Source organism: Aquipuribacter hungaricus (assembly GCF_037860755.1).
GTDB classification, from domain to species: domain Bacteria; phylum Actinomycetota; class Actinomycetes; order Actinomycetales; family JBBAYJ01; genus Aquipuribacter; species Aquipuribacter hungaricus.
Window position 1 is genome coordinate 38,116 of the sequence record NZ_JBBEOI010000005.1, and the last position, 24,739, is coordinate 62,854.

At 73.7% G+C, this 24,739-nt stretch carries 19 protein-coding genes; 6 read left to right on the top strand and 13 right to left on the bottom strand.

The features are described 5' to 3' along the window. Positions 1–146: 146 nt before the first annotated feature. Together WCS02_RS02260 and WCS02_RS02265 are read right to left on the bottom strand one after the other, a co-directional pair. Positions 147–1,160, bottom strand: coding sequence for a PIG-L family deacetylase (locus WCS02_RS02260; protein WP_340289128.1), 1,014 nt, complete (start codon positions 1,158–1,160; stop codon positions 147–149). Positions 1,161–1,237: 77 nt separating this feature from the next. Further along, positions 1,238–5,149: an immunoglobulin-like domain-containing protein gene (locus WCS02_RS02265; RefSeq protein WP_340289131.1), complete on the bottom strand. Its 3,912-nt coding sequence runs from the start codon at positions 5,147–5,149 to the stop codon at positions 1,238–1,240. 262 nt (positions 5,150–5,411) lie between these two features. Between WCS02_RS02265 and WCS02_RS02270 the strand changes: the two genes are divergently transcribed. Next, a complete protein-coding gene (locus tag WCS02_RS02270) occupies positions 5,412–7,010 on the top strand; it encodes an HNH endonuclease signature motif containing protein (RefSeq protein ID WP_340289134.1) in 1,599 nt (532 codons plus the stop codon). A 7-nt stretch (positions 7,011–7,017) separates the two neighbouring features. Here WCS02_RS02270 and WCS02_RS02275 read toward each other — a convergent pair whose 3' ends face one another. Genes WCS02_RS02275 through WCS02_RS02285 form a run of 3 tightly spaced genes read right to left on the bottom strand, consistent with a single transcriptional unit; the run spans position 7,018 to position 9,978 of the window. Then, complete coding sequence (locus WCS02_RS02275; RefSeq protein ID WP_340289137.1) at positions 7,018–7,413, bottom strand: DUF1801 domain-containing protein; 396 nt, start codon at positions 7,411–7,413, stop codon at positions 7,018–7,020. Then, positions 7,413–9,332 (bottom strand): translational GTPase TypA, encoded by a 1,920-nt coding sequence (gene typA, locus WCS02_RS02280; RefSeq protein WP_340289140.1) that lies wholly within the window; start codon positions 9,330–9,332, stop codon positions 7,413–7,415. The genes WCS02_RS02275 and typA overlap by 1 nt, the downstream gene beginning before the upstream one ends. Further along, positions 9,292–9,978, bottom strand: a complete 687-nt coding sequence (locus tag WCS02_RS02285; RefSeq protein WP_340289143.1) for a (deoxy)nucleoside triphosphate pyrophosphohydrolase — start codon at positions 9,976–9,978, stop codon at positions 9,292–9,294. The genes typA and WCS02_RS02285 overlap by 41 nt, the downstream gene beginning before the upstream one ends. 19 nt (positions 9,979–9,997) lie before the next feature. Here WCS02_RS02285 and WCS02_RS02290 point away from each other — a divergent pair, with 19 nt between their 5' ends. Continuing rightward, complete coding sequence (locus WCS02_RS02290) at positions 9,998–10,750, top strand: 4a-hydroxytetrahydrobiopterin dehydratase (RefSeq protein ID WP_340289146.1); 753 nt, start codon at positions 9,998–10,000, stop codon at positions 10,748–10,750. Between the two features lie 182 nt (positions 10,751–10,932). Next, a complete protein-coding gene (locus WCS02_RS02295; RefSeq protein WP_340289185.1) occupies positions 10,933–11,610 on the top strand; it encodes a VIT1/CCC1 transporter family protein in 678 nt (225 codons plus the stop codon). Between the two features lie 238 nt (positions 11,611–11,848). Here WCS02_RS02295 and WCS02_RS02300 read toward each other — a convergent pair whose 3' ends face one another. From WCS02_RS02300 to WCS02_RS02320, 5 genes are all read right to left on the bottom strand, one after another. Beyond that, positions 11,849–12,901 carry an ABC transporter ATP-binding protein gene (locus WCS02_RS02300; protein WP_376984008.1) on the bottom strand — a complete coding sequence of 351 codons (1,053 nt, stop codon included), beginning with the start codon at positions 12,899–12,901 and terminating at the stop codon, positions 11,849–11,851. Continuing rightward, entirely contained in the window at positions 12,898–14,169 is a 1,272-nt protein-coding gene (locus WCS02_RS02305; RefSeq protein WP_340289149.1) for an ABC transporter ATP-binding protein, read from the bottom strand. Before WCS02_RS02305 ends, WCS02_RS02300 begins: the two co-directional genes overlap by 4 nt. Positions 14,170–14,189: 20 nt before the next feature. Further along, positions 14,190–15,221, bottom strand: a complete 1,032-nt coding sequence (locus WCS02_RS02310; RefSeq protein ID WP_340289152.1) for an ABC transporter permease — start codon at positions 15,219–15,221, stop codon at positions 14,190–14,192. Between the two features lie 76 nt (positions 15,222–15,297). After that, complete coding sequence (locus WCS02_RS02315) at positions 15,298–16,824, bottom strand: ABC transporter permease (RefSeq protein ID WP_340289155.1); 1,527 nt, start codon at positions 16,822–16,824, stop codon at positions 15,298–15,300. 258 nt (positions 16,825–17,082) lie between these two features. Next, positions 17,083–18,825 (bottom strand): ABC transporter family substrate-binding protein, encoded by a 1,743-nt coding sequence (locus tag WCS02_RS02320; protein WP_340289158.1) that lies wholly within the window; start codon positions 18,823–18,825, stop codon positions 17,083–17,085. A gap of 214 nt (positions 18,826–19,039) precedes the next feature. On the opposite strand from WCS02_RS02320, the gene WCS02_RS02325 reads away from it, so the two are divergent. Then, complete coding sequence (locus WCS02_RS02325) at positions 19,040–19,822, top strand: YdcF family protein (RefSeq protein ID WP_340289161.1); 783 nt, start codon at positions 19,040–19,042, stop codon at positions 19,820–19,822. Positions 19,823–19,836: 14 nt separating this feature from the next. Here WCS02_RS02325 and ychF read toward each other — a convergent pair whose 3' ends face one another. Beyond that, complete coding sequence (gene ychF / locus WCS02_RS02330; protein ID WP_340289164.1) at positions 19,837–20,934, bottom strand: redox-regulated ATPase YchF; 1,098 nt, start codon at positions 20,932–20,934, stop codon at positions 19,837–19,839. 134 nt (positions 20,935–21,068) lie between these two features. On the opposite strand from ychF, the gene WCS02_RS02335 reads away from it, so the two are divergent. Continuing rightward, positions 21,069–22,313, top strand: a complete 1,245-nt coding sequence (locus WCS02_RS02335) for a DNA recombination protein RmuC (RefSeq protein WP_340289167.1) — start codon at positions 21,069–21,071, stop codon at positions 22,311–22,313. Positions 22,314–22,419: 106 nt separating this feature from the next. On the opposite strand, the gene WCS02_RS02340 is transcribed toward WCS02_RS02335, so the two are convergent. Beyond that, positions 22,420–22,776 carry a hypothetical protein gene (locus tag WCS02_RS02340; RefSeq protein ID WP_340289170.1) on the bottom strand — a complete coding sequence of 119 codons (357 nt, stop codon included), beginning with the start codon at positions 22,774–22,776 and terminating at the stop codon, positions 22,420–22,422. Then, positions 22,773–23,759, bottom strand: coding sequence for a 4-hydroxy-3-methylbut-2-enyl diphosphate reductase (locus WCS02_RS02345; RefSeq protein ID WP_340289173.1), 987 nt, complete (start codon positions 23,757–23,759; stop codon positions 22,773–22,775). Before WCS02_RS02345 ends, WCS02_RS02340 begins: the two co-directional genes overlap by 4 nt. A 23-nt stretch (positions 23,760–23,782) precedes the next feature. On the opposite strand from WCS02_RS02345, the gene xseA reads away from it, so the two are divergent. Then, positions 23,783–24,739, top strand: a 957-nt coding sequence (xseA, locus tag WCS02_RS02350; protein ID WP_340289176.1) for an exodeoxyribonuclease VII large subunit, incomplete at its 3' end; no start/stop codon positions are given.

Below are 24,739 nucleotides of genomic sequence, written 5' to 3' on the forward strand. Positions count from 1 at the left end.
AGGGGTCTCCCACCCGCGGGCACCAGCCTCACCCCGACGAGCCGGTCGCGACAGCCCGCAGATGCTCTGACCTGCGGGTATGCACCCCGGTTCACCCGCGCGGGGCAGCGCCCCGCGACGGCCCCGCACTCAGCGTGAGCGGGCCGTCACCCGTGCGGCGGAGCGGCGGGGCGGGTGCCCGCAGGGAGCAGGAGGGCGCGCAGCGGGTCGTCCACCGCGAGCGCGAGGGGCTCCGCGGCGGGTGCCACCGGACGGAGGAGCTGTCCCGCCTCGTCGCCGGTGAGCGGCTGGGGCACGTCGTTGGAGAGGGCGAGGGCGGCTGAGCCCGGCGCGTCGTCGAGCACGGTCGCCTGGCTGGGCAGCGCCCGCAGCGCGGCGGCCTTGGACGCCAGCCAGGCGCCGGCGCGGACGGTGGCGTCGATGTCGGCGGGCGGGACGAACAGGTGCGGCAGCGGGCCGTCGGGGTCCCACGCGGCGGGGTCGGCGCGGTGACGGAGCCAGGACCGGAGCGCGTCGGCGTCCGCAGCGGCGCCGTAGACCCAGGGGACGGTCCAGGCGGCGGCCTTCGCGGGGGCGGCGTCAGCGGCGCCGTCCGTGTCGGTGGCGGTGTCGGCGGCCAGGTCGAGCGCCCTCAGGGTCACCCGGTGCGCCATCACGTGGTCGGGGTGCCCGTAGCCCCCGTGGGGGCCGTAGGTGAGCACGACGTGCGGCCGGCGCCGCCTGACCAGACCGGCCAGCCGTGCCGCTGCCTCGTCGAGGTCGGCCACCGCGAAGCAGTCCGGGCGGACGTCGGGCGGCACCGCGGCGCGCCCGCCGGGCAGCACCACCATCCCGCTGTCGCGGTACCGGTCCGCCTGCCTCCGGGTTCCCGCCGCCGCCGGGAGCCCGTCGAGGTACGTGTGCGCGACCCGTCCGCCGGTCCCCGCCGCCAGGGCGTCGAGCGCGGCGGCGAGCTCGGCCTCGCGGAGCTCGGCGAGGGTGTCGTCCCGGTGGCTGGTGCGGTGCTGCTCGGCGTCGCCGATCACCTCGCCCTCCTCGCCCCGGGTGCACGTGACGAGGTCGACCTCGTGGCCGTGGGCCAGCGCGGCGGCGACGGTGGCGCCGTGGGTGAGCGTCTCGTCGTCGGGGTGGGCATGGACGAGGAGGAGCCGGAGGGTCACGGCGACAGTCTGGCGCGGCGGTCGTGGCGCAGCCGGACTGGCCCGGGGACCGAGGTCCCCGGGCCCGCCCCGGCCGGTCAGCTCCTGCAGTCGCGCGCGGGGTGCGGCACCTCCCGGGTCGTCGTGACCTCGGCACCGTCCAGCTCGCCCGTGATCGTCACGGTGCTGCTGCCGGCAGGCACCGTCGCCGTCCGGGTGGCGAAGACCCGGAACGCGGACCCCCCGGGCTGCACGGCGCGCAGGGTCCGGCTGCCGTACGGGGTGACGACCGCGACCGACACGGGGCTCTCGCCGCGGTTGGTGACGGTGACCCGCAGGACGCCCGTCCGTGCCGCGAGGCACCGGACCTCGGCCGCGACGTCCACGGCGAGCTCCGCCGGGACGTCGAGCTCGGCGGTCGCGACGGACGCCTCGAGGATGCCGTACCCGAGGAACTCGGCCGTGACCGTCTGCCGCCCGGGGACGCTCGGCAGGGTGACGGTCGCCCGCCCGTCCTCCAGGTACACCGTCTCCGACCACGGGCCGACGGTGAACCTGACCTGGCCGCCGGTCTCGAAGGTGTCCTGCGCTGCCACGACCGCCGTGGCGGTCGCGGTCCCCCCGACCGGGTCGCGGTCGACGGTGAGCGCGGTGGTGGTGGCGACGTCCTCGTTGGGGATGCCCCGGATGTCGTTCCACTCCCGCAGCGTGATCGGGATGACGGTCCCGTGCCGCGGCCGCGGGACACCGGCGTTGGTCATGGTGATGGTCTTCGGCTCCCAGGTCGGTGCCTCGATGTCGGCCGAGCAGGCACCCTGGTAGCCGCCGCCGTCGGAGTACCGGTCCCCCCACAGGTAGAACTGGCCGGGGCAGGCGGTGTCGCCGGGGTTCGCCCGGAACACCACGGGACCCTCGTAGGCCTGCTCGGCCACCCACGTCGTCCGGCCCAGGGCCGGGGCGACGAGGGTCCACGCGTCGAGGTCGGTCTCGAGGAAGTCGGTGTTCTTCTCGGAGAAGATGTCCGACCCGGCGTTGCCCGCCTCGTTCTTGGTGAAGCGGTAGTACTGGTCGCCCACCTTGATCGCGGTGGTGTCGATGCGCGACAGGGGTGCCGGGTCCTGCCAGACCCTCGCCTCGGAGAAGGTCTGGAAGTCGCGGGTCAGGGCGTACCACATCTGGGCGTTGCCCTGGCCGGTCCGGTTGACAGGGTCGTCCCACAGCGACTGAGCCCAGAACACGGCGTAGGCCCCGATCTCCTCGATCCACAGCGACTCCGGCGCGAACGCGTTGCCGGCGTCGTCGGGCGCGACCTCGACGTGGCGCTGGGGCGTCCAGGTCACGAGGTCGTGGGACTCGAACACCTCGATGTACTGGGTGTCGTTGATGTCGTACCCGCCCTGGTCGTACCAGTTGAGGTCCGTGGCGATCATGTAGAACGTGTCGCCGTCCGGGGAGCGGACGATGTGCGGGTCGCGCAGGCCCTGGTCGCCCAGCTGCGAGACGAGGGACGGCCGTCCGCCGGTGAGCCCCGTCCAGTTCAGGGCGTCGTTCCCGTCCGACGTGGCGAACATGATCTGCTCGCCGTCGGCGATGTTCTCGCCCTTGAAGTAGCCGAGGAAGTAGCGCTCGTCCTCCTCCTCGCGGGGCAGGGCCCGGACGGTGACCGGGAAGGTCCGGGTCGAGGCCGCGTCGCCGCGCCGCACCGTGGCGGTCAGGGTGCCCTCGACGGCCGGACGCCCGTAGCCCGGGCGCGTGACCTCGCCGGTCGGGGTGATGAGGTCGGTCGTCGAGGACCAGGTGACGGCGGACCCGAAGCCGCCCTCGGCGGGAAGGTCGAGGTCGCCGCGGACGTCGTCGGTGGAGTACAGGACCAGGTCGGCGCTGTCGCGGGCCACGGCGTCGGCGTCGTCGAACTCGGCCTCCACGGTGACCTGGATCTCGCGCACGGTGACGTCCTGCGCACCCTTGCGGAGAGTGGCGGTGAGGGTCACCGTGGCGTCGGGCTGACCGGACGCCGGTCGGGTGACGCGGCCGACGACGGGCACCTTCGGGGCGGTGGCGGGCGGGGTGGAGACGTCGACCACGGACGGGTCGGAGCTCGTCCACGTGATCGAGGACCCGGCGACCGACCCCAGCTCGGGCAGGACGAGGTCCCGGACGACCGAGCCGGTGTCGCCCAGGTCGATGGCCGCCGCATCGGCGCGCACCCCGGTCGACACGGTCTCCTCCGCCAGGGCCAGCACCTCGTCCACGCCGACCGCCCGGTCGTAGACCCGGAAGTCCGCGATCGTGCCGCGGAAGGAGTAGTGGCCGGCGACCTGCGACCGCGCCAGGAAGTTGCAGCCGGTGCCCTCGGGGCTGACCGACGGCGGGGTGGTGAGGCCCGTGGCCTGCGCGTACCGCACGCCGTCGACGTACACCGTCCCGGTCCAGGTGGTGCCGCCGGCCTCGAGCGCCTGCGTGTAGGTGACGTGCTTCCAGGCACCCTCGAGCAGGCGGCCACCGGCCTGCATGATGCTGCGGTCGCCGACCACGACGCGGAAGCGCGAGCCGGGGCGCGGTGCCGTGTTCGAGGCCCAGATCGAGCCCTGCGCGCCGGTGCCGACGTCGCACGAGCCCGTCCCGCCGCCGAAGCCGAACATCTGGTGGTTGCCGACGTTCGCCGGGTCCACCCGCACCTCGTAGTCGACGGTGAGCTCGCGCATGCCGGCCGTGATGTCGTCCGGCAGCCGGACGTACGCACCGGTGAGCGAGCTCTCGTAGGAGCCCGGGTTGAAGCGCACGCCCCGCCCAGTGAGCTCGGCCTTGTCCGGGTTGACCAGGGTGGCCGCGACGCCGGACGAGCCGGTGTTGGCCAGCGTAGTACCGCTGGTCTCGTCGAGCTCGAACTCGTGCACCAGGCCCGCCCGCAGCTGGGCGTCGGGGATGTCGACGCGCGGGAGCACCGTGACGACGAACGACCGGGCGGCTGTCGCACCCCGCTGGGTGACGGTGGCGGTCAGGGTGGCCGTCGCGGCCGGCGCACCCACGGCGGGGCGGGTGGCGCGACCGGTGGCCGAGACGACGGCCGGGTCGCTGGATGTCCAGGTCAGGCCCGGCGCAGCCGGGAGCGCGAGGTCCTCCCTGACCCCGGACAGGTCCCCGAGGCTCAGGCTGTCGACGACCTCCTGCACGTTGCCGGGGGCGAGCGCGTCCGACAGGGCGCGCAGCTCGTCGGCGGGCAGGACGCCCGAGTAGACCCGCACGTCCTTCACCGTGCCGGTGAACTGGCGCACGTTCCCGCTCGTCACCGGGGACCGACCGAGGTAGCCGACCGGCGAGGTGATGGCGTCCAGGGCTGCGTCTACCGAGGTCTCCCCCACCGGCCGACCGTCCTCGTGGAGCGTCAGGCGCCCGAGGGAGCCGTCGTCCCCTCCGTCCACCGTGACGGCGACGTGGGTCCAGGCACCCCGGACGAGGCCCGTGGGCGCGGCGGCGGTCGCGGGCGCGGCCCCGGGCGCCGCCAGGGAGGCCTGGTGGCGGGCCGTCGTGGACCCGGCGGCCCCTGGGGCCGCGCTCAGGTACCCGCCGGCGGCGTCGCCGAAGCTGAAGACAGGACCGCTGGGGCCGGTACCCGGGAGGAGGACGTCGTAGGCGACGGTGACGTCGTCGAGCCCGGCCAGCAGGCCGTCCGGCAGCCGCACCGCCGGGAAGGCGCCGGGGTCCGTGCTCGCCCCGCCCGGCAGACGGAGCCCGCGCCCGCCCTGCCACGTCGCCGTCCCCGCACCGCCGACGACCTGGGCGTCCCTGCCGTTCCCGGACGAGTCCGCAGCCACCGTCCCGCCCGTCTCGTCGAGCCGGTAGTGGGCGAGGAGCTCCACGACAGGCTCGTCGGGCGCGACGGGGCCGGCGGCTGCCGGGCCGGTGGAGGCCACCAGGGCGCTGAGGCCCAGGGTGACGGCGGTGACGGCGGTGACGGCGCCCAGGGCCCGGGGCGGCCCGGTCCTCGACGCGGTGGGAGCTTCTCTCATGACGACGCACACCCCTCGGTGGTCCTGGCCTCTGCCGGCGGCGGCAGCCGGGCCACCTCGCCCGCCTGCCGGAAGGACGCCCGGGGCTGCACGCGCCTGCCTCCGTCTGCATCGACGAGGAAGGAGCGCGTCACCGGACGTGACCGAGTGTGCCCGGTAACATCGGGTGGGTCAACGAATCGGGTGAGGTGGACATACCGGCTCAGACGGCACCCCTGTTGATGCGGAGGGTTGTGTCCGGGGTCCTCCCTAACGTCTCCCCATGTCCTCAGGAGAGCTCGCGGCGCACGTGCTCGCGCTCACCGGGGTGCTCACCGACCTCCAGGGGTCGCTCGCCCCGGAGCAGGTGTGGCACGCCTCGGACGACGAGGTGCTGCAGGCCTGCCGTGACATCGCTGCGCAGCGCGCCCGCGCCGACGCCGCCTACCTGTCTCTCGTCGCCGAGGTGGACCGTCGGCGCGCGGCGTCCGGCGCCCGCACCGGGACCGGCGGCGGGACCTCCCTCGGCTCGACGACCGAAGGCTTGCTCCGGAGCGCCGCCCTGCTGTCCGCGGGCCAGGCTCGGCGCGACGTCGCCGCCGCCCACGCGCTGCACGGGCACTCGACCGACCGCGGCACCACCGAGCCGCCGGTGCTGCCGGTGCTCGCCTCCCAGCTGGCCGACGGGTCCATCACCCGCGAGCACGTGGACGTCGCTGTCCGCTGCCTCGACCGCATCCCCCGACACCTGCGGGGCACCCCCGGCGACGCCTCCCCGGTGACCAGCGAGCAGCTGGGTGCCACGGTCCGGGACGTCGTCGTCACGCTCGTCTCCGAGGTGGCCGGCACCGGGACCGCGCGGGACCTCGACCGGGCCTGCCGTGCCGTCCTCGACCACCTCGACCCCGACGGCGGGGACCGGTACGACCCCGTGGCGTACGAGCGCCGCTACCTCGACATGTCGACGGACTCCACGGGGATGCTGCTCGGGCGGTTCCAGCTCGACGCGGCAGCCGGGCTGGCGCTGCGGGCCGCCGTCGACGCGCACAGCGCCCCCTCCCCCACCGTGGACGGGCTCCGCGACCCGCGCTCCGCCCGCCAGCGGCGCGCGGACGCGCTCGTGCTGGTCGCCGAGGCGGCCCGCGGCACGTCGGCGCCCGTGCGGGGAGAGCCGCCGCGCGTGGTCGTCCACGTCACGCCGGAGCAGCTCGCCGGAGGGGCGTCGACGTGGGCGGGCTCAGCCTGGTCGGAGTCGGGCGAGACGGTCGGCCGTGCCAGCGCACGCCGGCTGTCGTGCGACGCCGTCCTGCACCGTGTCGTCGTCCCGCCGGCGGCAGGCCCGCTCGAGCTGGGCCGCGAGGAACGGCTCGCGAGCCGGACGCAGCGCCGGGCGCTGGCGTCCCGGGACCGTGGGTGCGTGGTGCCCGGGTGCGGCGCCCCGCCGGCCGCGTGCGACGCCCACCACCTCGTCCACTGGGCCGACGGCGGGTCGACGGACCTCGACAACCTCGTCCTGCTCTGCGGCTCCCACCACACGGCGGTCCACGCGGGCGTGTGGGCCGTCGCCGTCTGCGCCGACGGCATCCCAGAGGTCATTCCCCCGCGGTGGGTCGACCCCGAGCAGCGACCACGGCGCCTGGCGCACCACCTGGTGGCTGCCGTCGCGCGGGCTGCGGCCACGGCTACCGCGGCGTCCGGACGTCCGGCCACCGCTGATGCCGCGGATCACGCATCCCCCGACGAACCCACCGCATCGGCCTCGGGACGCCCCAGGTTGACGCTCGTCCACCCGCTTCTCGACCTGTACGCCCACCCGGCGCCGCCGTCCGCGCCGGCCGGTGCGGTGGAGCTGCACCTGACCCGGCTGCTCGACACCGGGTAGCGACGGCTCAGGCCTGGACCCACCGGCGGACGAGGTCGACCAGCGCGTCGTGCTGCTCGTCGAGGTGCAGGGCATCGACGACGGTGACGACGCCTCGGTCGGGTGTGCGCCACACCACGAGGCCGGACGGGTCGTCGAACCGGAACGTCGCCGAGTCCGACCGGACCTTCGCGCCACGGTGGAGCACGAGCTGCAGCTGGTCCCCCGGCTGCAGCCGCATGGTGACCCTGTCCACGCCGTCGACGACGAGGCTAGGAGCGTTCCAACGGACGTGCTCGCCGATGCTCGCGTCCGCCGACAGCACGAGTGCCCGCAGGGCCCTGACCTCGGGCAGCCGGGCGTGGGTCGACCCGTCGAGGTAGGCCTCGACGGCCACGGACCCGCGCTCCGGCGTCCCTGGCATCAGATCTTCTTGGACTTGCCCTTCACACGACCGCGCTCGGTCGCGTCGAGGATGACCTTGCGCAGCCGGATCGCCTCCGGGGTGATCTCCACGCACTCGTCGTCGCGGAGGAACTCCAGGGCCTGCTCCAGGCTCAGCAGGCGCGGGGGCACCAGGCGCTCGAACTCCTCGGAGGTGGCCGAGCGCATGTTGGTGAGCTTCTTCTCCTTGGTGATGTTGACGTCCATGTCGTCGGTGCGGGCGTTCTCACCGATGATCATGCCCTCGTACACCTCGGTGGTCGGCGCGACGAACATCGAGCCGCGCTCCTGCAGGTTGACCATCGCGAAGCTGGTCGCGACGCCCGTGCGGTCGGCGACGAGGGAGCCGTTCTGCCGCGTCACCATGTCGCCGGCCCACGGCTGGTAGGAGTCGAAGACGTGGTGGGCGATGCCCGTGCCGCGGGTGTCGGTGAGGAACTGCGTCCGGAACCCGATGAGGCCACGGGCCGGGACCTTGAACTCCATCCGCACCCAGCCGGTGCCGTGGTTGCTCATCTGCTCCATGCGGCCCTTGCGGATGGCCAGCAGCTGCGTGACCGCGCCGAGGTACTCCTCGGGCACGTCGATGGTCATCTGCTCGAACGGCTCGTAGGTCTTGCCGTCGACCTCGCGCGTGACGACCTGCGGCTTGCCGACGGTGAGCTCGTAGCCCTCGCGGCGCATCTGCTCGACGAGCACGGCCAGGGCGAGCTCTCCGCGGCCCTGGACCTCCCAGGCGTCGGGGCGCTCGGTGGGCAGGATGCGGAGCGAGACGTTGCCGACGAGCTCCTTGTCCAGGCGGTCCTTCACCAGGCGGGCGGTCACCTTGGTGCCGCGGGCGCGACCGGTCAGCGGGGAGGTGTTGGTCCCGATGGTCATGGAGATCGCGGGCTCGTCGACGGTGATGAGCGGCAGCGGCTCGGGGTTGTCCGGGTCGGCCAGCGTCTCGCCGATCATGATGTCCGCGATGCCGGCGATGGCGATCAGGTCGCCCGCCCCCGCCTCGGCGACCGGGACGCGCTCGAGCGCCTCGGTCATGAGGAGCTCGGAGACCTTGACGCGCTGGAACGAGCCGTCGGTGCGGCACCAGGTGACCTGGTCGTTCTTCTTGATGGTGCCCGAGCGGACGCGGCACATGGCGATGCGGCCGAGGAACGGCGAGGCGTCCAGGTTGGTCACGTGCGCCTGCAGCGGCTGGTCCCGGGTGTCCAGGGGGGCCGGGATGTGGTCCAGCAGCACCTGGAAGAGGGGCTCGAGGGTCTCGCCGTCGATGGGCGTCCGGTCCTCGGGGCGCGTCATGGAGGCCTTGCCGTCGCGGGCCACGGCGTAGACGACGGGGATCTCGAGGAGGGACTCCTCGTCCACCCCGGTGCCGTCGGCGACGTCGAGGATCAGGTCGAACGTCTCGTCGACCACCTCGGCGATGCGGGAGTCGGGGCGGTCGACCTTGTTGACGACGACCACGATGGGCAGGTGCGCCTGCAGCGCCTTGCGCAGCACGAAGCGCGTCTGGGGCAGCGGGCCCTCGGAGGCGTCCACGAGGAGCACCACGCCGTCGACCATGGACAGCCCGCGCTCGACCTCGCCGCCGAAGTCCGCGTGGCCGGGGGTGTCGATGATGTTGATCGTCACGCCGTCCGGGGCGCCGGACTTCGCGGCCGCGGGGCCGGTGTACCGGACCGCGGTGTTCTTCGCGAGGATCGTGATGCCCTTCTCGCGCTCCAGGTCGCCGGAGTCCATCACGCGCTCGCGCACGGAGTCGTTCTCGGCCTGGTGGGCGGTGAAGGACCCGGACTGCCAGAGCATGGCGTCGACGAGGGTCGTCTTCCCGTGGTCGACGTGCGCGACGATCGCGACGTTACGGAGGTCCTGGCGCAGAGCTGTCGTCGCGGTGGTCACGGGATACCAGTCTGCCGCATCCTGCACCACCCCCGGACCAACGGCCGTCCTCCCGTGCGGCCCCGGGCTCCCGCTGCTGCGCGCCGTGGGCCCGCCCGCCCGCGAGCAGGACCGTGAGCGCGTCTACCGCGGCGGCGTCCGCGGGGAGCCACGGCACCGAGCGGAGCTCGTCGGCGGCGAGCCACCGGACGTCGTCGTGGTCCTCGCGCGGCACGGGCAGCGCGGGTGCGACCGGCTCGTCCATCCGGGCCAGCCACAGGCGCATCACGAGCCCTGGGACGAGCCGCCAGACCCGGCCGTGGTCCGGGTCGTCGACCCCGGGGCCGTCCGCACCCGGGCCGTCCGCACCAGCGTCGTCGGCCCGGCCGGGCACGACCTCCTCGCCGAGCACCGCCCGCACGCCGAGCTCCTCGCGCAGCTCGCGGTGCAGCGCCTGCTCGGGCGTCTCGCCGGGCTCCACCTTGCCGCCGGGGAACTCCCACAGGCCCGCCAGCGCCGGCGGCGCGCTGCGGCGGGCGGCCAGCAGCAGCTGCGGGCGCTCGAGGGAGTCCACGATCGCGGCACCGACGACCAGCCGTGCCGGGGTCCGCCCCTGCTCCGCAGCTCCATACCCGGGCAGGACCTCGCCGGGGCCGCTGTCGTCCATCCCGCGTAGCGTGGCACGGGTGAGCATCACTCCCCCGGGCGGTCCCGGGACGCCGACCCCGTCCGCGGCCGGACGGCCGCCCCGGCCCCGGCTGCTCGCGCACGCCGACGTCGTCGACCAGCTCGCCGACCTGCCCGGCTGGGCGCACACGGGCGGCGCCCTGCACGCCCGGTACCGCGCGCAGTCCGTCCCCGAGGCGGTCGAGCTGGTTCGCCAGGCCTTCGACGTCGCCGAGGAGATGGACCACCACCCGGACACCGACGTCCGCTGGCGCGAGGTCCGGTTCGCGCTGAGCACCCACGACCGGGGCGGGGTGACGCAGCTGGACGTCGAGCTCGCCCACCGCCTGGTGCAGGCCGCGGCGGCTGTCGGCGCCGAGCAGCTCGCTGCCCTCGCGGACGTCGTCGAGCTCGGCATCGACACCACCGACGCGGCCCGTCTGGCGCCGTTCTGGCGGGCGGCGCTGGGCTACCGGTCCGGGACCGACGGGGTCGACGACGTGCTGGTCGACCCCCACGGCCGGGGCCCGCAGGTGTGGTTCCAGGAGACGCCGACCCCGGCCTCGCCCGCGGGCGTCCGGGGCCGTGCGCACGTCGACGTCACGGTGGCCGACCTGGACGAGGCCGCCCGCCGCCGCGAGGCCGTCGAGGCCGCGGGCGGCCGGCTGCTCAGCGACGCCCACGCACCGTCGTGGTGGGTCTACGCCGACCCCGACGGCAACGAGCTGTGCATCTGCACGCTGTTCGGCCGCGAGGGGCAGGAGGACCGGTGACCGGGAGCGCCACCGGGACCAGCGCGACGACGGAGGGCACGGGGACGACGGACGGCAGCCCGACCAGCGCCGCCACGTCGAAGGACGTAGCGGCGACCGCGGGGGCAGCAACGACCGACGACACCAGGACGACCCTCGGCACGCCGGTCGCAGCAGAGCCGGGGCACGCCCCGGAGTCGTCCTTGGCCCAGGTGACGGCCAAGCTCAGCTGGCTGCGCGCCGGCGTGCTCGGGGCCAACGACGGCATCGTGTCGACGGCCGGCCTGGTCGTCGGCGTCGCGGGTGCCACCACCGACCGCACAGCCCTGCTCGTCGCCGGGGCGGCCGGGCTCGTGGCCGGCGCGCTGTCCATGGCGGGCGGGGAGTACGTCTCGGTCAGCACGCAGCGCGACACCGAGACGGCGCTGCTCCGCAAGGAGGCGCGCGAGCTGGAGGAGACGCCCGACGAGGAGCTCGCCGAGCTGGCCGGCTTCTACCGGGACAAGGGCCTGAGCGAGGAGACCGCGCTGCAGGTGGCCGAGGAGCTCACCGCGCACGACGCCCTGCGCGCGCACGCCGAGATCGAGCTGGGGATCGACGGCGAGAGCCTCGTCGACCCATGGCAGGCGGCGCTGGCCTCGCTGCTCTCGTTCACCCTGGGGGCGCTCCTGCCCCTGCTGGCGATCGTCCTGCCGCCGGCCGGGGGGCGCCTGCCCGTGACGGTGCTGGCCGTGGTCGTCGCGCTCACCCTGACCGGGACGATCAGCGCGCGCCTGGGCGGGTCGGCCGTGCGGCCGGCGGTCCTGCGGAACGTCGGGGTGGGGCTGCTGGCCATGCTGCTGACGTTCCTCGTCGGGACGCTCGTCGGTGGAGCCCTCTGACCCACCCGGTCCGGCTGGGACGTCTGTCCGCGCCGGGCGGTGCAGCTACCTGAGCCACCGGTCTGGTCGGGTCGGCCGGCCCGGGCGGGTCCTAGCACCCCGGCCCAGGCGGGGTCGTAGCACCCCGGCCCAGGCGGGTCCCAGCACCCCGACCCAGGCGGGGTCGGAGCACCCCGGCCCAGGCTGGGTCCCACCACCTCCGCCGGGCGAGGTGGACCACCCCGGCCCGGGCGGCGGGTCAGAAGCCGGTCGGCCCGTCCTCCGGGAAGTGGCACGCCACGCGGTGGCCCGGGGCGAGTTCGGCCAGCGGCGGTGTCTCCTGGGCGCAGATGTCCTGCGCCTTCCAGCAGCGCGTCCGGAACCGGCACCCGCTCGGCGGGTTGAGCGGGCTGGGCACGTCGCCGGTCAGCGTGATCCGCTCGCGGCGTCGCTCCTTGACCGGGTCCGCGACGGGGGCGGCCGACAGCAGCGCCCGGGTGTACGGGTGCTTGGCATAGGAGTAGAGCTGGTCGCGCGGTGCGAGCTCGACGATGTGGCCGAGGTACATGACGGCCACGCGGTCGGAGATGTGCCGCACGATCGACAGGTCGTGGGCGATGAACAGGTAACCCAGGTTCATCCGCTGCTGGAGGTCCTCGAGCAGGTTGACCACGCCGGCCTGCACGGACACGTCGAGGGCCGACACAGGCTCGTCGAGCACGAGCATCTTGGGCTCCAGCGCGAGCGAGCGGGCGATGCCGATCCGCTGGCGCTGGCCGCCGGAGAACTCGTGCGGGAAGCGGTTGCCGTGCTCGGGGTTGAGGCCCACGAGGCGCAGCAGCTCGGCCACGCGCTCGGGCCCGCTGCGCCGACCCCACTCCTTGTGGATCTTGAGGGGCTCGGCGATGATGTCGTTGACCGGCAGCTTCGGGTTGAGCGAGGCGTACGGGTCCTGGAAGACGATCTGCAGGTCGCGGCGGTAGGGCCGCAGCTGCGCGGTCGACAGCGACGTGAGCTCGGTGCCCTCGAACTTCACTGAGCCCGACGTGGGCCGGTGCAGCTGCAGGACCGCGCGGCCGGTCGTGGACTTGCCGCAGCCGGACTCCCCGACGATGCCGAGCGTCTCGCCCGCGTCGACGCCGAAGCTGACCCCGCTGACCGCCTGGACCTGCCCGACCGTGCGGCGGAACAGGCCGCCGCCCCGGACCGGGAAGTTCATGACGAGGTCGTTGACCTCGAGCAGGTGCTTCCTGGCGGTGCTGTCCTCGGACGTCGGCTGGGTGCGCCCGGTGACCAGGCTGTCGCTGCTCATGCGTGCTCTCCTGCGGCGGTGCTGCCGGACCGGGTGCCCGGGCCGGACGTCGTGGTGCCGGGCGTCGTGGTGCCGGGCGTCGTGGTGCCGGGCGTCGTGGTCGCGTCGAGCTCCTCGGGACGGATGCCCGGGAGCACGAGGTCGTCGGTCTCCTCCGCGGCCAGGCCGACGGTCTCGCCGGGGGCGACCCGGAACATCGCGGTGGCGTCGTCGTAGGCGGCGACGTCGTCCCAGCGGTGGCAGGCCGCGCGGTGGTCGCGCCGGTCGGTCTCGTACAGCGGCGGCTCGGTCGTCGCGCACTCGTGCACGGCGATCGGGCAGCGCGGCCGGAACGGGCAGCCGGTCGGCAGGTTGATGAGCGAGGGCGGCGTCCCCTGGATCGGGCGCAGCCGCTCGCCGATGAGGTCGACGGTGGGCATGGAGCCCAGCAGCCCCGCGGTGTAGGGCATCCGCGGCTCGGTGAAGATCTCGTCGATCCCGGCGGTCTCGACCGGCTTGCCCGCGTACATGACGAGGACCCGGTCGGCGACGCTGGCGATGACGCCGAGGTCGTGGGTGATGAAGACGATGGCCGCGTCGACCTCGTCCTTGACCTCCATGAGCGTGTCGAGGATCTGCGCCTGGACGGTGACGTCCAGGGCGGTCGTCGGCTCGTCGGCGAAGATGACGTCCGGCCGGTTGATGACCGCCATGGCGATCATCGCGCGCTGCCGCATGCCGCCGGAGAACTCGTGGGGGTAGCTGCGCAGCCGGTCCTTGGCCTGCGGGATCCCGACCAGGTCGAGCATCTCCCGGGCGCGCACCAGGGCCGCGGTGTGCGAGATGTGCTCGTGCGACCGGACCGCCTCGGCCAGCTGCGCGCCGATGGTGAGCACCGGGTTCAGCGACGTCATGGCGTCCTGGAAGATCATGCCGATCTTCCGCCCGCGCAGGCTGCGCTGCTGGTCCGCGCGCATCTTCAGCACGTCGTCGCCGCGGAACAGGATCCGGCCGTCGATCCGGGCGGTCCGGGGCAGCAGCCCCATGACGGCCATGCTCGACACGGACTTGCCCGAGCCGGACTCACCGACGATGCCGAGCACCTCGCGGGGGTGCAGCACGTAGCTGACGCCGCGCACGGCGTTGACCATGCCGTCGTCGGTGGGGAAGCGGACGGTGAGGTCCTCGACGCGGAGGATCTCCGTCGTCGGGTCCAGCGGCGCCGCGGCCACCTCGCCGACCACGCCGGACGGGTCGGGGGTGACGGGCGTGCTGCCGGCTCTGCTCATGCGGGGCTCCCGGGTGCGGCTCACGCGCGGACCTTGTTCTGGCGCGGGTCGAAGGCGTCGCGCAGCCCGTCGCCGATGAAGTTGACGCTCAGCGCGATGCCGATGATGAACAGGCCGGGGAACCAGAACAGCCAGGGGCGGGTGGCGAACGCGGTCTGGTAGTCGCTGATGAGGCGACCCAGGCTGGTGTCGGGCGGCCGGACCCCGAAGCCGAGAAAGCTGAGCGCGGTCTCGATGAGGATCGCCGCGGCGATGGTGAGCGTCGCGCTGACGATGATCGTCGAGATGATGTTGGGGAGGATGTGCCGGGTGATGATCCGGGCAGGGCTCGCGCCCATGGCGCGGGCGGCCTCGACGAACTCGCGCTCCTTGATGGACAGCACCTCGCCGCGCACCAGCCGGGACAGGCTCGTCCAGGACACCAGGCCGAGCAGCAGGCCCAGGATGAGGGCGGAGCCGTCCGTCGCCCGGGCCACCACGGCCGCGAGCAGGAGGAGCGGGATGGTGATGATGACGTCGACGAAGCGCATGAGGACGTTCTCGACGAGGCCGCCGAAGTAGCCGGCGACGGAGCCGACCACGGTGCCGATGACGGTGGCGACCAGGCCGACGATGAGCGCGATCGTCAGCGACAGCTGCGCCCCGCGCATGGTGGTGGCGAAGTAGTCGCGCCCGATCGAGTCCTGGCCGAACGGGTTCTCCCCGATCGCCATGCCGTCCCCGTCGAGGAACCCGGGGAAGACGTCGAGCGTCGGGCGGCCGCCGTCGACGACGCTGCCGGTGCCGGTGTAGCTCTTGTCCCACCAGCCGGGGATCGGGCCCATGCCGATGCTCGTCACGGCCAGCACGATGATCGCCAGGAAGAAGAACAGCCCGATCATCGCGCCGCGGTGGCGGACGAAGCGGCGGAAGACGAGCTCGCCCTGGGTGCGGGCCTTGATCGACAGCCCCGCCGCGGCGGTGCCGTCGGCGTCGCGGCCGTCGCGGGGGTCGAGGTCGCCTCCCGCAGGCGCGGTGCCCGGGCGGCCCGGCTCGATGTTGGCGGCGGTCATCGTGCCTCCTCGACGGTCCTGCTGGTCCTGCTGGTCCTGGTGCGGGGGCGCTCGGTCGTGCGGCCCGGGACGAGGCTCACGAGAGCCGGATCCGGGGGTCGAGGTAGGCGTACGCGACGTCGGCCACGAGGTTGAACACGACGACCAGGGCGCCGGTGACCAGGAAGAAGCCCATGACCGGGTTCGGGTCGGGGATGAGGAGGCCGTTGCGGAACAGCGCGCCCATGCCGGACCAGCCGAAGACCGTCTCGGTGATGACGGCACCGCCGATCACGGCACCGAAGTCGAAGGCCGCGAGCGTGGTCACCGGGATCAGGGCGTTGCGGAACGCGTGCCGCACCGTGACGGTGCGCTCGGTGAGGCCCTTGGCGCGCGCGGTGCGGACGTAGTCCATGTTGAGCACCTCGAGCATGGACGCCCGGGTGTAGCGCACGTACGTCGCGAAGCTGATGAGGATGAGCGCCGTCGTCGGCAGCACGAGCGACAGCCCGCGGTCGAGGAAGACCTCCCAGAAGGTGCCCTGGAAGTTGGGCGTCCCGGAGCCGATCGTCTTGACGACGACGCCGCTCACCCGCCGCGAGTATCCGGCGAAGGCGACGAGGACGTAGTCGGTGAAGATGGTGGTCCCGGCGAGCAGCCCGCTGACGACGGCGGCGCGCACGGCCAGCGGCCGGTCCAGGCCGCCCAGCAGGTAGCCCGACAGGACGCCGGCGACGACGATCCCCAGGACGCAGAGGCCGATGACGGTCCACGACGGGTCACGGAGCACCCCCGCGAGCAGGATGCTGCCGACCAGGGTGACGGCGGTGGCCGCCACGGCCGACAGCAGGACGCCGCGGTTGCGCAGGCCGGCGAGCAGGAACGTCACGCCGACCGCCCACGCGAGGCTGATGAGGACCACGAGCACCGGGCCGAGCGCCGGGCGGGCGAACCACTGCGAGGTGGACAGGCCGACGAGCACCGAGGCGGTGGCGACCGCCGCTACCAGCGCCGTCAGCGCGCGGCGGCGCCGGCTCCCGCCGAGGATCGCCTGCCAGGCCAGGGCCGCCAGGAGCGTGAGGGCGACGATCACCGTCGTGGGGATCGTCGGCTCCCGCAGCCAGCCGTTGACGCGGATCGCGCCGAACTCCTTGAGCAGGACCGCGACCCAGAAGATCGGCAGGGAGAAGAAGAGGAAGGCGAAGAACGTCACGACGTAGTCGAAGCCGGTGTACTGCCGCAGCGCCGAGACGATGCCGATGGTCACGCCGAAGAGGATCGCGACGACGGTCGAGACCGCCACCAGGCGCAGCGTCGAGCCCATGGCGGTCAGCGTCAGGGACGCGACGTCCTGCTGGAGGACGTTCTGGCCCAGGTCGCAGGAGCCGATGAAGCACCCGGCGGCGCCGCTCAACCAGCCGAGGTAGCGGGTGATGAGCGGGTCGTCGAGATTGAGCAGCTCCGTCCGGACGGCGATCGCCGCGTCCTTGGCGGACTGCTCCTGGATGCCCTGCAGCTCCTCGAGCGGGCTGCCGGCGTTCGCCAGCAGCACGTAGACGACGAAGGTCGCCGCCAGCAGCGTGAAGAACGAGATGATGATGCGACGCACGATGAAGACGCCCACCGCAGACCTCCTGACGACTGTGGCCGACGACCCCGGGGACCGCGCCCGGCTCGTGACGGGGCGGGGCCTCGGGGGCCGACCGGCTGGTGCGACACGGTAGCCACACCTGTGTGACCGGGGTGTTTCGGGCCGAGCGGGCAGCAGCGTACGACCTGCTGGGCGCTGCCCGGGCACGACACGGGGCCCCGCCCGGATGAGCGGGGCCCCGTCTGGTGCCGGTGGTTCAGGTGGTCCAGGTGGTGCTGTGCGGGGGGTGGGTCACTCCGCGGAGCGGGTCCACTCCTGCATGTTCCAGGTCAGGCCGGACTGGGTCGGGTTGTACTCGACACCCTGCGCGTCGGCCGTGGTGGCCAGCACGCCCGGGAAGGCGAAGCCGGGGATCGTGGCCAGGTCCTCCCAGAGGATGGTCTCGATCTGGATGACCAGCTCGGTCTGGGCGTCGGGGTCGGTCTCGGCATTGAGCTGGTTGACCAGCTCGTCGACCTGCGGGTTGGTGTACTGCCCGTTGTTGTTGCCGCCGCCGGTCTGGAAGGTCGAGGCGGAGCCCGACTTCAGGGGCGAGCCGGACCAGGCGAACTGCGCGACGTCGTAGGCGCCGGTGTTGAGGGCGCCCTCCGGCTCGAAGAAGTTCGCGTTGCCGATGTCCTGGACCTCGAAGCCGGCGCCGTTGGGGCCGCAGGCCTCGACGATCAGGGCCGCCTCCTGGGTGCGACGGGCGTTGGCGTTGTGGCCCAGACGGAGCACGGTGCCGGTCTGGCCGTTGGCCTCGAGCAGCGCGCGCGCCGCCGGGATGTCCTGCTCGGACTGGTCGGCGTAGGACGCCTCGACGACCGCGTCGTAGTCCTCCTCGAACGGGAAGCTGTAGCGGCTGTTGAGGACGTTGGCCTCGGGGTTGAGCGGCTTGATGAGGTTGTCGACCATCGTCTGGCGCGGGATGCACAGGGCGAAGGCCTCGCGCAGGTTGCGGTCGGCGAAGGGGCCGGCGAAGTTGAAGTCCCAGTGCTCGTACGTGTACTGGTCCTGCGGCTCCACGCTGACGGTGTCGCCGATCGCCTCGAGCTGGGCGAGCAGGTCGGGGCTGGGCTGGGGGTCCATGGCCTGGACCTCGCCGTTCTGCAGCGCCTGCGCCTGGGCGTCCTGGGCGATGTAGCGGATGACGACCTGCTCGGTGGCCGGCGGCTCGCCCCACCACTCGGGGTTGGCGACCAGGGTGATCGACTGCGTGGCCTCCCAGGTCTCGACCTGGTACGGGCCCGCGGACAGCGCGACCGCCGGGTCGTACTCGCCCGGGTTGAAGTTGAAGCCGGTGTTCCAGAACGTCGCGGCACCCGAGAGCGCGGCGGGGTCGCCGGCGCGGACGGCGGCGATGATGTCCTCGACGCCACCGTTCTGCTCGACGATGTGGGCCGGCACGAACGCGCCGTACATCGAGGTGTAGTCACCGAACGGGGTGTCGTACACGATCGTGAAGGTCTTGTCGCCGTCCTCGCAGGCGGGGGCCTGCTGGTTCTCGTAGCCGGTGGTGCCGGCCGGGAGGAACTCGGGGAACTTGCCGGACAGCGCCGCCCAGGCCAGGACCGCGTCGTCGCAGTCGATGGGCTCGCCGTCGGACCAGACGGCCTCCTCGGCGAAGGTGTACTCCACCGTCAGGGGCTCCTCGGAGGTCACCTCGAAGGTGCCGAACTCCTCGTCGGGGACCACGGAGCCGTCGGGCCCGAAGTACCAGAAACCACGCTTGATCTGGTTGAGCACGATCGCGTTGGCCGAGGCGTTGGTGTCCGCGGTGTCGTTGTTGTAGGAGAAGAACTCCTGCTCGTAGGCGTAGGTGAAGACGGCGTCGGAGCCGCCGTCGGGTGCGCCGCTCGCGGCAGGCGCCGCGCCGCCACCGGTCGTGGCCTCGCTCTCGCCGGCAGGCTCCTCGGACGTCGCGCAAGCGGCGAGGACGAGGGCCGAGCCGGTGAGCAGCGCGACGAGCTTCGCGCTTCTCCGGGTGTTGATCACTAGGGATCCTCCAACGGGGTTCGTCGCTGCGCCACGGATGAGCGGCAGCAGCGTGATGACCGACGAAACATGCCGCAGACCGGACAGGAGGTGCAAGAAGCGAGCCCCGGCGTTATCCGAATGCAACCGTTGTGCGTCCAGCCCCGTTACCGGCGGGTAGCAGCCCTCCGGCTGCCACGGGTGCGGGGCCGCCGGTCGGTGGCACGCTCGGACGGTGCCCCCTGCCGCCGACGGTGACGCCGCTCCCGGCGACGCTGCCGCGGTGCGCGCGGACCTCGACCTCGTCGCGGCGTACCTCGCGCGGCGGGACGTCGCCGACCTCGACGAGGTCGACCAGGTCGACGGGCCGTTCGACGTGGTCGTGCTCCTGGGCAGCGCGCTGCTGGGGCCCGAGCGCACCGCGGCCCGGGTGCTCGCCGGCGGCACGGCGCGCCGGCTGCTCGTGTGCGGCGGCGTCGGGCACTCGACGGAGCTGCTGTGGCGTGCCGTGGAGGCCGACCCGGCGCTGTCCGGCGTCCGCACGCGGGGCCGCCCGGAGGCCCACGTCCTCGTCGACGTGCTCGTGGAGCACCTGGATGTGCCCCGCGAGGGCCTGCTCGTCGAGGACCGGTCGACCACGTGCGGCTCCAACGCCACCGAGGCGAGGCGCGTGCTCGCGGAGCACGGCGTGCCGTCCGACCGGGTGCTCCTGCTGCAGGACCCGACCATGCAGCGCCGCAGCCACGCCTGCTTCGTCCGGGCCTGGGGCGACGACCGGCCGTTCACGAGCTTCGCCCCGTCGGTCCCGCGGGTGGCGGGCCTCGGGGAGGACGTCGAGGGCGGCTGGACGTTCGACCGCTTCGTCGGCCTGCTGCTCGGCGAGGTGCGCCGGCTGCACGACGACGAGGACGGCTACGGCCCGCGCGGCGCCGGGTTCATCGACCACGTCGACGTGCCGGAGGAGGTGCTGGCCGCCGCCCGCCGGCTCCGGTCGCGCTACCCGGACCTCGTGCGCTGAGGTCCGGGCGCGCGTCAGACGTTGAAGCGGAACTCCACCACGTCGCCGTCGGCCATGACGTACTCCTTGCCCTCGATCCGGGCCTTGCCGCGGGCCTTCGCCTCGGCCATGGACCCGGCCTCGACGAGGTCGTCGAAGGACACCACCTCGGCCTTGATGAAGCCGCGCTGGAAGTCGGTGTGGATGACGCCGGCGGCCTCGGGCGCGGTCGCACCCTGCTTGATCGTCCAGGCGCGCGACTCCTTGGGCCCGGCGGTCAGGTAGGTCTGCAGGCCGAGGGTGGCGAACCCGACGCGGGCGAGCTGGTGCAGGCCCGGCTCGTCCTGCCCGGACTCCGCGAGCAGCTCGGCGGCGTCGGCGTCGTCCAGCCCGGCGAGCTCGGACTCCAGCTGCGCGTCGAGGAAGATCGCCTCGGCCGGGGCGACCAGGGCCGCGAGCTCCTGGCGCCGGGCGACCGCCTGCGGGCTGTCGCCGAGGGCGTCGGCGTCGACGTTGAAGACGTAGATGAACGGCTTGGTCGTCAGCAGGCCGAGCTCCCTGAGCCCCGCCGGGTCCAGCTTCTTCTGCGCCACCGCCGCCGACAGGGGGATGCCCTCGGACAGCACAGCCTCGGCGGCGCGCGCGGCCTCGAGGACGGAGGCGTCGACCTTCTTGCCGCGCACCTCCTTCTCCAGGCGCGGGACCGCGTTCTCGACCGTCTGCAGGTCGGCGAGGACGAGCTCGGTGTTGATGGTCTCGATGTCGTCGGCGGGGTCGACCCGGCCGTCGACGTGCACCACGTCGTCGTCGACGAAGGCACGGATGACCTGGCAGATGGCGTCGGCCTCGCGGATCGTGGCGAGGAACTTGTTGCCCAGGCCCTGGCCCTCGCTGGCCCCGCGGACGATGCCGGCGATGTCGACGAACGACACGACGGCGGGCACGGTCCGCTCGCTGGAGAACACCTCGGCCAGGCGGCCCAGGCGGGGGTCCGGCAGCGGGACCACCCCGACGTTCGGCTCGATCGTCGCGAACGGGTAGTTCGCCGCGAGCACCTCGTTCTTGGTCAGGGCGTTGAAGAGGGTGGACTTGCCCACGTTCGGCAGGCCGACGATCCCGATGGTGAGAGCCACGTGCGGGGAGTCTACGCGGGCGCCGGCGCCCGGCCGGGGCGTCGACCTGCTGGTGCACGGCCCGAGCGGGGCGCAGGCGGCGGTTGCGGTGCGGCGGCGGCGTTGTGTCCGGGGGGCGGCGCAGTCTGTGCGGCATGGCGACGACGGACGTGCTCCTCCTGCTCGGTGCGCTGCTGCTGGGCGTGCTGCTCGGGGCGGCGCTGGCGACCGTGCTCGTCCGTGCCCGCGCTGCTGCCGTGCGCGCCCGCGTCGAGGCCGAGCGGGACGTGCTGCGCGCGCGGACGGTCGAGCTGACGGCTGCCGTGCGCCTGCAGGACGAGCACGACGCGGCGCTGGCACCGCTGGGCTCGGCCCTGCGCCGTATGGAGTCGCAGGTGGCGGTGCTGGAGCGGGACCGGGTGGCGCAGTACGCGGGCCTGCGCGAGCAGCTGAGCGGCCTCGCCCAGACCAACGAGGCCCTCCGCTCGCAGACCGCCGCGCTGGCCGGGGCGCTCCGCTCCCCCAACGCGCGCGGCTCCTGGGGCGAGGTGCAGCTGCGGCGGGTCGTCGAGCACGCGGGCATGCTCGCCCGGGTCGACTTCGCCGAGCAGGTCCCGGGGACCAGCGCCAGCGGCGCCGCCGTCCGCCCGGACATGGTGATCACGCTCCCCGGCGGCAAGCACGTGGTCGTCGACGCCAAGGCGCCCATGGCGGCGTTCCTCGAGCAGCGCTACGACGCCCACGCCGCGGCGGTCCGCCGGCACGTCGACACCCTGGCGGCCAAGGAGTACTGGACGGCCTTCCCCGACACCCCCGAGCTCGTCGTCTGCTTCGTCCCGGGCGAGGCCTTCCTGGCCGCGGCGTGCGAGCAGGACCCGTCGCTCATGGACGCCGCGATGGCCAAGCGGGTCGTGCTCGCCACCCCGACCACCCTGCTCGCGCTGCTGCGCACGGTGGCGCTCACCTGGCAGCAGGACGCGCTGGCCGGCTCGGCCCGGGAGCTGTTCGACGTGGGCCGCGAGCTGCACGCCCGGCTGTCGACGCTGGGCTCGCACGCCGGCAAGCTCGGGCGCGACCTGCGCCGCGCGGTCGAGGACTACAACGCCATGGTGGCCTCGTTGGAGACCCGGGTGCTCGTCACTGCCCGCCGCATGAAGGACCTGTCGGTGGTCGGCGACGACATCCCCGTCGTCGAGCCGGTGGACGCCGCGCCGCGTCCGCTCACGGCTGCCGAGCTGGTGGGCGGCGGCAGCGGGGTCGACGAGGACCGGGGTGGGAGGGGCGCCCTCGAGGACCAGCGCGCGCGAGGCGCCCTCGACGAGGTCGACGAGCTGGCCGCCGCGCTCGGGGAGGGACCGGACCGGCGCCCGCCGGCCCGGCGGGACGGCACGGCGGGGTGAGGGAGCGCGTGGCACCTGGCGACCGGGTGGTGGCGCCAGGCGTCCCTGCGTCGCGCGCCCGCGCCCCGCGGTCAGTGGCCGACGATCGGTGCCCGACGGTCGCGGGTCAGTCGCCGAAGGTCGCGAGCGCCTCGGCGAGGACCCGCTCGGCCGCGACCTTGAGGTCTGCGTCGACCTCGCCCCCGACGCCACGGGGGTTGCGGGCCGCCAGCGCAGTAGGCGCCGCAGGCACGGCAGCACCGAGGTCGGCGCCGCTGGCGCTTCCTGGACTAAGAGGACCGGGTGCGGCTCCAGCACGCCGCCTGCGCCAGGCCGCCTCGAGCGCCGCCCGCGCCTGCGCCGGCGTCGTGCCGGGCGCCAGCTCGAGGACCGCGGGCACGAGCCAGTCGACGTCCACCGTCCCGGGCGGCGGGGCGAAGACGCGCTCCCCCGACACCCAGTCCGACGGTGTCCCCGGGCTCATGACCGGGCGGCCGCCTGCGCCTGCTGCTTGGCGATCTTGATGTCCTTGCGGAGCTCCTTGGGCAGGGAGAAGAGCAGGTCCTCCTCGGCCGTGACGACCTCCTCGCAGTCGCCGTAGCCGCGCTCGGCCAGCATCTCGATGACCTCGCGGACGAGGATCTCCGGCACCGAGGCACCCGAGGTCACACCGACCGTCGTCACGCCGTCGAGCCAGCGCTCGTCGATCTCGCGCACGTTGTCCACGCGGTAGGACGCGGCGGCGCCGTTCTCCAGTGCCACCTCGACGAGGCGGACGCTGTTGGAGGAGTTCGCCGAGCCCACGACGATGACCAGCTCGGACTCGCGGGCGATCTTCTTCACGGCCACCTGGCGGTTCTGGGTGGCGTAGCAGATGTCGTCGCTGGGCGGGTCGGCCAGCAGCGGGAAGCGCTCGCGCAGGCGGCGGACCGTGTCCATGGTCTCGTCGACGCTCAGCGTGGTCTGCGACAGCCAGACGACGCGGGAGGGGTCCCGGACCACGACGTTGTCCACGTCCTCCGGGCCGTCGACGAGCTGGATGCGCTCGGGCGCCTCGCCGGCGGTGCCCTCGACCTCCTCGTGGCCCTCGTGGCCGATGAGGAGGATGTCGTAGTCGTCGTCGGCGAAGCGGACGGCCTCGCGGTGCACCTTGGTCACCAGCGGGCACGTCGCGTCGATCGTCTGCAGCATCCGCCGGGCGGCGTCGGCGTGCACCTGCGGGGACACCCCGTGGGCGCTGAAGACCACGCGTGCGCCCTCGGGCACCTCGTCGGTGTCGTCGACGAAGATCGCCCCCCGGGCCGCCAGGGTCTCCACGACGTGCTTGTTGTGGACGATCTGCTTGCGGACGTACACCGGCGGGCCGTACAGCTCCAGGGCCTTCTCGACCGCGACGACGGCACGGTCCACACCGGCGCAGTAGCCGCGCGGCGCAGCGAGCAGGACACGCTTGCTCTGTTCGGTCACCCCCCCATCGTAGGTTGGCGTCGATGTCCCCCGCCCCTGCCTCCGAGCCGGCCACCCGTACGGTGCCCGAGCGCGCCTCGGACACGACGCCGGACTCCCCCTGGCCGCTGCGCCTGCTCACCCACAACATGGGCATCTACGTGGCCCGGATGCCCGCGCTGTGGGTCGAGACGCAGATCGTGTCGCTCAAGCGCCGGCCCGGTGCGTCGCTGGTCTTCCTCGACCTGCGCGACACCGACGTCGAGATGTCGATGTCCGCCACCTGCCCCACCACGACGCTGGACGCGGCCGGGCCGGCGGTGCGGGAGGGCGCCCGCGTGGTCATGCGGGTCGAGCCGCGCTTCTACCCCAAGCGGGGCACGCTCTCGCTCTGGGTCTCCGTCGTCCGCCCGCTCGGCGAGGGCGAGCTGCTCGCCCGCGTCGAGCAGCTCAAGCGGACGCTCGCCGGCGAGGGCCTGTTCGCCCTGGACCGCAAGAAGCCGCTGCCGTTCCTGCCGCGGACGGTCGGCCTGGTGTGCGGTCGCGGCAGCGCGGCGGAGCACGACGTCGTCGAGAACGCCCGCCGGCGCTGGCCCGCCGTCCGGATCGAGGTCCGCGAGGTCGCCGTGCAGGGGCCGACCGCGGTGCAGCAGGTCGGCGAGGCCGTCACCGAGCTGGACGGGCTGGCCCACGTCGACGTCATCGTGGTCGCGCGCGGCGGCGGCTCGACCGAGGACCTGCTGCCGTTCAGCAACGAGTCGCTGCTGCGCACGGTCGCCGCCTGCCGCACCCCGGTGGTGTCGGCCATCGGGCACGAGGAGGACTCCCCCCTCCTGGACCTCGTCGCCGACGTCCGCGCCTCGACACCGACGGACGCGGCCCGACGCATCGTGCCCGACGCGGCGCACGAGCAGCAGGTGGTCGGCGCCGCCCGCGAGCGCGGCCGGGCCGCCGTGCACCGCCGGGTCGACCGGGAGCGCGAGCTGCTGCGCGCGCTGCGG